The 7,692-nt window shown below is 66.0% G+C and carries 8 protein-coding genes; 2 read left to right on the top strand and 6 right to left on the bottom strand.

The window, feature by feature from the left end:
• Positions 1 to 221 precede the first annotated feature (221 nt).
• The 5 genes from WA317_RS08855 to WA317_RS08835 are packed head-to-tail and all read right to left on the bottom strand — an operon-like array spanning position 222 to position 4,606.
• On the bottom strand, positions 222 to 1,286 hold the full coding sequence (locus WA317_RS08855) for a vWA domain-containing protein (protein ID WP_425172675.1): 1,065 nt from the start codon (positions 1,284 to 1,286) through the stop codon (positions 222 to 224).
• Positions 1,283 to 2,266, bottom strand: a complete 984-nt coding sequence (locus tag WA317_RS08850) for a hypothetical protein (protein ID WP_425172674.1) — start codon at positions 2,264 to 2,266, stop codon at positions 1,283 to 1,285. The genes WA317_RS08855 and WA317_RS08850 overlap by 4 nt, the downstream gene beginning before the upstream one ends.
• A complete protein-coding gene (locus tag WA317_RS08845) occupies positions 2,257 to 2,730 on the bottom strand; it encodes a hypothetical protein (RefSeq protein ID WP_425172673.1) in 474 nt (157 codons plus the stop codon). Before WA317_RS08845 ends, WA317_RS08850 begins: the two co-directional genes overlap by 10 nt.
• Positions 2,720 to 3,586, bottom strand: a complete 867-nt coding sequence (locus tag WA317_RS08840; protein WP_425172672.1) for a DUF58 domain-containing protein — start codon at positions 3,584 to 3,586, stop codon at positions 2,720 to 2,722. Before WA317_RS08840 ends, WA317_RS08845 begins: the two co-directional genes overlap by 11 nt.
• Before the next feature lie 18 nt (positions 3,587 to 3,604).
• Positions 3,605 to 4,606 carry an AAA family ATPase gene (locus tag WA317_RS08835; RefSeq protein WP_425172671.1) on the bottom strand — a complete coding sequence of 334 codons (1,002 nt, stop codon included), beginning with the start codon at positions 4,604 to 4,606 and terminating at the stop codon, positions 3,605 to 3,607.
• Between the two features lie 426 nt (positions 4,607 to 5,032).
• Between WA317_RS08835 and WA317_RS08830 the strand changes: the two genes are divergently transcribed.
• Both WA317_RS08830 and WA317_RS08825 read left to right on the top strand, forming a co-directional pair.
• Positions 5,033 to 5,245 (top strand): hypothetical protein, encoded by a 213-nt coding sequence (locus WA317_RS08830; RefSeq protein WP_425172670.1) that lies wholly within the window; start codon positions 5,033 to 5,035, stop codon positions 5,243 to 5,245.
• A 10-nt stretch (positions 5,246 to 5,255) separates the two neighbouring features.
• Complete coding sequence (locus WA317_RS08825; RefSeq protein ID WP_425172669.1) at positions 5,256 to 5,963, top strand: Type 1 glutamine amidotransferase-like domain-containing protein; 708 nt, start codon at positions 5,256 to 5,258, stop codon at positions 5,961 to 5,963.
• A gap of 111 nt (positions 5,964 to 6,074) precedes the next feature.
• Here the strand turns inward: WA317_RS08825 and WA317_RS08820 are convergent, their stop codons facing one another.
• Positions 6,075 to 7,091, bottom strand: coding sequence for an ABC transporter substrate-binding protein (locus WA317_RS08820; RefSeq protein WP_425172668.1), 1,017 nt, complete (start codon positions 7,089 to 7,091; stop codon positions 6,075 to 6,077).
• Positions 7,092 to 7,692: the final 601 nt, after the last annotated feature.

Raw genomic sequence — 7,692 nt, 5'->3', positions numbered from 1 at the left:
GGCGAACGGCGCCTTCGCCGGTTCCACCACGTTGGCCACCCCGAGGACCGCCGCATCGGCCCGCACTGCGTTCCCGTCGCCGCTCGCGAAGGCGGAGACCGCCGAATTTCCGGCCACTACAACCGATACCAGCTTGACGGCGACCAGCAGCGCGACGACGGTCATTGGGGCCGAGTAGATCAGGAGCCGCCGTCGCAGCCGCAGCCGTGCCGGTCTGAGCGTCACCATGTCAAGTCCCGTCGGGCGATGCGGCCGCGTCGGTACTCGCGGACCGATAGGTAGATCTCGGTGAGCAGCAACCCCGCCGCGAGCAGTGCAGGCAGCCAGTAAAGCTCGATCCGTTCGACGGCCTCCGCCCGGATGGCGGTGCCGTCCGGCGTGTCGGGCAGGTCCGGCTGGAAGGGCTGACCGGTATCCCGGTGTAGGTACGGTACGGCGAGCTGGCTTGCGATTTGCCGCAATTCGGCTTCGTCGATCGCGTCGGTGCGGCCGTAGCCCAGCACCGCTCCACCGTCTACCGATCTCTGGGTGAGGTCGAAGTCGCCTTGCGGCGCGTGTGAACCGGGCGCACCGGAGCCGAAGTACAGGACTACGTTCCGCGAACCCGGATACTGCTGCGCCGCCTGGATCAGCTGGTATCGCAACACGTTGCCCGCCGCGGCGGCGTCGACGTCGAATTCCACATTGGGACCACCCTGGTAAGAGCTGAGAGCCGCGATGGCCGGGCGCAAGCTCCACACGTCCTCGGACAGCGGCCAATCCAGCGCGGCCCGCGAGGCGAAGGAGACGAGCGCGTACCGCGCCGACGGGTACTGCTTGATCAGCGCCGCGATGTCGTCGCGCATCCCCGCGATCCGCGCTTCACCGGTGCCAGGAACACCGTAGTCTTCGACACCCGAGTCGACCGACCGATCGACGATCAGGAACACGTTGAGATTCTCACCCGCTGCCGTTGCCCCCCCGCGTGTTTCGTCTTCGCGAAGTCCCGGGCGGGTGGCCGCAGCGATGAGCAGCAGCACCGCCAGAGTCACGCCGCTCCACCGCAGCACCGCGCGGCCACGTCGGCGCCCCACCGTCGGTGACGATGCGGGCCGGGCAACGGCCCGCTGAGGAACCGACGAATCCGAATTGGTCGGTGACGATGCGGGCCGGGCAACGGCCCGCTGAGGAACCGACGAATCCGAGTTCGACAAAAGCACCAGCCGTAGCGCCACCAGGCGCGCCACCGCGAGCGCGCCGGTGACGACGGCGAGGATCGCCCAGGGCAGCACAGGCTGAAACGTCATCGGCGCAACACCAACAGGCCCACCGATAGCACGGCCGCCGACACCAACCCGATTGCCAGCGGTATTACCGGCGCATCCCAGGAGTCCGCTGTCACAACGGTGCCGTCGGCCAGGCGCGCCGGTGGGGTGTTCGCCCGGATCTCGTTGAGTGCCGCGGCCACCGATTCCGGTCCCGGTCCCGGTGCGAGGTACCGGCCGCCGGTCTGCCCGGTGAGCGCGACCAGCGAACCGCTCGCGGGCGACGGGGCTGTGTCGACCACATTGAGTTGCATTCCAGCGCGCTCGGCCAGGTCCCGCACACCGTCGTCGGTGAACAGTGCGGCACGCCGCTCCCCGGCAGCACGAAGATCTGAAGGTCCGAGGTAGATCACCGAGCGCCGGTGCGTGCTGTGCTTCTCATCAGAGGGGGTCCCTGCGATACACAGCGCCAGTACATCGTTCACGCTCGCGGCGTAGTCCGTGTAGGGCACCGGTGGTGCGAACGACGCCGACTGCGCCGCGCGTGCGTGGGCATACTCACCGAACCGCGCCGCGGCGTACTGATGGTCGCGCGTCAGCGGCACCAGACGGCGGTTGACGGATGTCAGGCCGAGGCGTTGGGTCTGAGGGGATGTGGTGGCCTGCCGCGCGAAGTAGTCGAGCAGTTCAGCAGTCGCGGCATCGGTCACCGGCTGCCCGACACAAAGCATGATGTCCTCGGGGTGAGCGACGTCAAAACCCTTGCCGGCCCCGGTCGGACGGGCCGCCGCCCACGTGGCGGCGCCGAATATGACCGTCAGCACGACCAGAGTTACGACCGTCGACAGCGAGCGCAGCCGGGCCACTTTTGCGTACTCGGGCAACCGGGTCAGCCGTGCGACGTTGGCTAGCGGGCGCAGCCGTCTGCGGGCGGCGGTCATGGGTAACAACGCCGCCAGCGCCACGGCTGCGAGCAGGCAGGCCGATCCGAGGGCCGCTACAGGCCACCACTTCAGGTCCACGAGCGGATCAACTCCTGCGCCGAGGTACTCACGTCTGCGACGTCGACCCGCGCTTCGGCGTTGAACTGCCCATCACCGAGCAGGGTCAGCAGCGGCGCGGCCGCGGTCAGGTGCGCGTGGGCCAAGGCGCCCACGTGCAGGTACTGGGCCTCCGCACCGGTCGCCTGATGCAAGAAGCTGCGTACCGTCCGGCTGATCGCCGAAAATGCCTCCGGAGTCGACATTCGCCCGGCAAGGTGCTCGTCGGCGATGCCTTGTACGCAGCGGGCGAACCGGCTGCGGATCAGCCGAGCGTGCACTCGCCGCACGACGGGGATGTGCCGCAGCCGGTGCGATGGCAGCGTCCACACGAAAATGCCCGCATACCAACCTATGACGGCAAAGACCAGCAGGACGGCCCACCACAGCCACCACGACGAATACGGCTGCGGACCAAATACATGGCGCAGCAAATCATCCGGCATGGGCGGCCGCCTCGGTCAGGCGGACGAGTTCGCGCCGGATGTCATTGCTGCCGGCGATATTCGCGTGGGGGATCGCGTGACCGGTCAGGAACGCATCGAGGCGGTCGCGGCGAGCCTGCTCGGCGCGGTGGTAAGCGGCGACGACCCGCGGGCCGAGGTCGGCTCCATTCAGGACGAAACGACCGGTGGCGACGTCGTACCCGTCGGTGTTGTCAAGACCCACCGCAGGCATGTCCGACACCATCGCCCACAAGATGTCGTGGCGTCCGTTAAGTCTGGCGAGCACTCCGCTGAGTCGGTCGTCGACGTCGGGTTCGTCGGAGACCACGATGATCAGCATGGCGTGTCGGTAATGTGTTGCGACGTAGTCCAGTTGGGCCGTGACGTCGCTGGCGTCGGGGTCGGTCATGGTGTGCTGGTACCAGCGGTGCAGTAGTCCCTCGATGTGCGACTCGCCGCGCCGCTGGGGGACGTTCACCGAGCCGCGGCGGTCGCCGTAAACCATGCCGATTTGATCGGATCGCCGTAGGCCGATCAACCCCACCGCACCGATGATGTGCGCGGCGACGTCGCGTTTGTACTCCCCGCTCGCGGCGAGCGCCGACGTGTTGCGACCTGCGTCAGCGACGAGCAGGATCTTGTGGTGCTTTTCGGAAACAAACCGTTTGATGAGCACGCTGCCCGAACGCGCAGAGGCCTTCCAGTCGATGTCCCGCACGTCGTCGCCGGGAACATAAGGGCGTAGGTCGTCGAATTCCATACTGCGCGTGTGTAACAGCGCGTAGCGACCGCCTTCGAGCAGGCCGCGGGTGTCGGTGCCGAAGTGGGCCTTCGCCCGATTGAGGTGCTTGCCCAAGGGTGACCGCCTGGCACCTCAGGGCACCCGGACGGCCCGCAGCGCGGCGTCGACCACGACCTCGGGGGTGATATCGGCGCTGGCCGCTTCGAATCCGAGGATGAGCCGGTGCCGGAGTACCCGGTGCGCGAGCTTGGCGATGTCCTCGGGCAGCACGTGTGCACGGCCGGAAAGCACCGCCTGCGCCCGCGCCGCCTTGCAGAACGCGATCGTGGCGCGTGGGCTGGCTCCGTACTCGACCAGACGCGCAATGTGCTTGGGCAACGCCTGGGCGGGGTGGCGGGTCGCGTCGACCAGTTGGCTGGCGTAGCGCATCAGTGCACGATCCATGTGGATGTGGCGCACCACGTCCTGCAGGCGCAGCACGTCGTCGAGGCTGACCACCGGCGGGGTGGGTTGCCCCTTGTCGTAGATGCCTGCGTCGATCCGCGACATCACTTCCACCTCCTCCTGCGGGGAGGGGTAGCGCACGATCTCCTTGAGCAGAAAGCGGTCGGTCTGCGCCTCGGACAGCGGATAGGTGCCTTCCTGGTCGACGGGGTTCTGGGTGGCGACGACGAGAAAGGGATCTTCAATCGAGTGCACCTGCCCGGCGATCGTGGTCTGCCGCTCCTCCATCGCCTCAAGCATTGCGCTCTGGGTCTTCGCACTTGACCGGTTGATCTCGTCGAGCAGCAGGAAGTTGGCGTGCACCGGACCTAGTTGGGTGACGAACGAGTTGGTCGCAGAGTCATAGATCTGCGTGCCGATGATGTCGCTGGGCAGCAGGTCGGGCGTGCACTGGATGCGTTGGAATCGGCCGTGAACCGACTCGGCGAGCACCTTGGCAGCGGTGGTCTTGGCCAGGCCCGGCATGCTTTCGAGCAGGATGTGGCCGCCCGCGAGCAGACCGATCAGCAGCGACTCCCGTAGGTCGCGCTGCCCGACGATCTTGCCTGCGAACGCCTTGGAGATGGCGTCTACGACGCCCCGAGCGCCGTCGAGTTCGCGCTGATCCGGTTGTGTCCGTGCTGTAGTCATATGCCCGCTGGAATACCCGGGGGCCGCTTTTCCACACGTCGGCCCCTCGTTTGCCGCGACCGTGCGTGTTTCCAAGTTCGCGTCGACTGCGGTGCCTCGAACTCGTTCGAGTCATGACTTCCGCACTCCCCCTGCTGGAAGTGTCAAGTATCTACCGAAGTAACTGTCAAGCATCAGCCGAAACACCGTCACGCATCGCCCGTCGTCACTCAACATTTTGTGGGGTGGGCGGGGCTCGAACCCGCGACGAGCGGCTATGAGTTCCTATTCAATGCCTCGGCGACCTGGCCAATCGGTTCACTGAGACGCTCGGTATTCCCTGTGGACAACGAATCCGCCCGTTGCCAGTACGCTTCCGGTATGCCGAGCCAGGCACGCCGACACGCCGAGGAGTGTCGGAAGGCGCTTCGCCGATAGGGTGACGCCGTGCCCGACACCGACCGGGAATGGACCATCGAGCTCGCTGGAGACCAGCTATACGACATCATCAGCTTGCTCTACTACGAGGAGACAACCGTCAAGATATGGGGACCGACCGCGACCGACCCGACAACCGTCGAACAAGAGAACGGCGCGAGACTGTTGGGGCGGCAGGCCAGCGAACTCGGGCGGCTCTCACGCCAGCGGGCTGGCGTCTGACCCCTCTGCGGTGACTGAGACGGCGCCACAACTCCAACCGCTCTATCTGCTGGCGGACAGTCAGCTGCTGTTCTGGAAGCGGCAGGACCGACTGCTCCTAGAGGCAGCCATCGATGGATTGGCTCGGGACACACCACTCAGCGCGGCCTACATCGGTGCCTCCAATGGGGATCGTCCGGACTTCTACGGGATTTTCGAGGCGGCTTTGGATCCGATTGGAATCACCGACCGTCGCATGATCGATTCGTCATTCGGCCCAGACGACCGCGCCTTCCTGGGGCGTGCCCAGTTGATCGTCCTCGCGGGTGGCGATGTGCGCCTCGGCTGGAACACGTTCGAGAAAACCGGCATGAAGGATCTGATACTGGGCCGGTACGCCCAAGGGGCGGTCCTGGTGGGCATTTCAGCCGGCGCGGTCCAGCTCGGACGCTATGGAATCGTCGAGACACCGGAATCCCCCGCGACCGAGCTGCTCGATGTGTTCAAGCTCGTCCCCGTGATCATCGACACGCACGACGAGGGAGCCGAGTGGGCGCGGCTGTCGCGCACGATTCATTTGCTGGAGGGAGCGGCCACCGGGCTCGGAATCCCCTCCGGGGGCGGAGTCATCGTGCGTGCGGATACCACCATCGAAGCTCTGCGGCGTCCCGCGCACGAATTCTGTTTCGAGGGCACCCGCGTCACGCACTCACTGTTGTGCGCCGAAGAGGGCAACTGACTGGTTAGGCCTAAATCGCCCCCGGACGTCGCGACGAGGTGGGCTGAGGGTGTTAGTTAGTGTGGCGCCGGGGCGCGCCGACCCATGCACGAGCTGATGTGACTCCGACGCTCACGTCCGGCGAAGCGGCCGATCTACCAGCACCCGCTCTCCGCCTCGCCACTGAACGACGCGGATCTGATGGCCGGTTTGCACGCCGGTGACCGGGTCGACTCGAAACCGACCGAACAAGGTGGTGGTGTCGAGTCGTTGTGAGGCGGTCAGCACCGGCAAGGATTCAACAGTGCCGGCCTCCTTCACGCAGCGCTGCCAAACGACACCCGCCGCGAAGGCCGCAGCAGCCGGATAGGGCGGCTCAGTACCGTTCGCGTCCCGGTAACGATGGCTGAACCACTCGCTGTCGGGTCCGTCGCCCGGATCATCTGTCCCGTCGTCGAACCACTGGCACGGTCCGTAAAGCCGCTCAACGCGATCACCGATGGCGTGCCGGAGCTCACCGACTCCGGCGGCGACCAACCCGACTGCGCGCCAACAGCGTTTGCTGTCCCACTGCGCGATGGCGACGTCATCATCGAAGGAACCGGCCGATAACAGCACATCGCCCGCCGGGACTTGCGCCAGCACATCTCGCACCCGACCTGGTCGAAAAGTGACCGACCGCAGCAGGAGACCGAATCGCCGAGCTGCCACCGCCGCCCCTTTGGCCACCTCGCGGCCGAACCCCGTGTCGACGTGCGTTATCACCACTGCCGATCCCTCGCCAAGACCTTCGGCAACAAGGGTTTCGAGCACCGCGGCCAGATAGCTGTAAGCGGGAGACGCGACGTTGACGACACGCGGATACGCCGGCCGCGCCAGCCGACTGGTGGCGCCACCGTGGTTCCAGACGACCCCTTTGCTGGCGGCCGCGGCCGCGAGCGCCGGTCCCGAACCATAGGGCCCGAACACCACGTCGGGCCGGCTAGCCTCGGCGGCCCGCATCGCGAACGCCGCGGACGGGTAAGCGTCGACGACCTCCAGACTTACCCCGGAACGGTCGGCCCAGAGAGCAAGGGCGCTCGCCCCTGCTTTCCCGAATCTGGCCAGCGGCCCCGACAGCGGGGTAACCAGGACGGCGCGAGCTGCCACGCTCACAACTTAAGCGAGTCGAACAACCGCCCACTGCCCGGGGAGTCCGGATCGTGACATTTCACTCCGGTTCAACACCGTTGTCGGGAATGCGGTCGAGACCACTCCATTTAAGTACGACCGGCCCGCCTGCCCGACCTCATTTCCGCAGTCCGATCTGGGGCTAACACCCCTGGTAAAAGGTTTGGGGTTGACCTACTCAATGCGTGCGCGATGGGCTTCCATGACCTCCCGGCATGACACCGTTCCGTCCGACGTCAAGCGCACCAGTTCATGGGCCGGTAAGTGGCAAAGGTGATTCATGTTCGCGCGTCCGAACTCGGGAAGTTGCAGCATCCAGTGGGCTTCACCACTACGTTGATCTCGTGGTTCTAGGAAGACCACTGTCGTAAGCAGCTGTAGAGCGAGGGTTTATTCGGTTCCGGTGGTGAAAGACTGATGTCCCGGTCGGACTACGAGCGTTTGCGTACCGCCCATCTCGCTGTGGTGCAAGCAGCGCTGGAGGACCATGTCGGTCGATTGGAATGGTCGCGCGAGCAGATCGAGCGTTATCGGAATCACCGGCTGCGGGCACTGCTCACCTACGCGTGCGAGCGCTCGC

Source organism: Mycobacterium sp. (assembly GCF_049802695.1).
In the GTDB taxonomy this organism is placed as follows: Bacteria; Actinomycetota; Actinomycetes; order Mycobacteriales; family Mycobacteriaceae; genus Mycobacterium.
This window is presented reverse-complemented; position numbering and strand designations above follow the sequence as displayed.

Coding starts and splice junctions, on each gene's coding strand:
- WA317_RS08855 (WP_425172675.1), bottom strand. CDS start 1,286: ATGACGTTTCAGCCTGTGCTGCCCTGGGCGATCCTCGCCGTCGTCACC.
- WA317_RS08845 (WP_425172673.1), bottom strand. CDS start 2,730: ATGCCGGATGATTTGCTGCGCCATGTATTTGGTCCGCAGCCGTATTCG.
- WA317_RS08835 (WP_425172671.1), bottom strand. CDS start 4,606: ATGACTACAGCACGGACACAACCGGATCAGCGCGAACTCGACGGCGCT.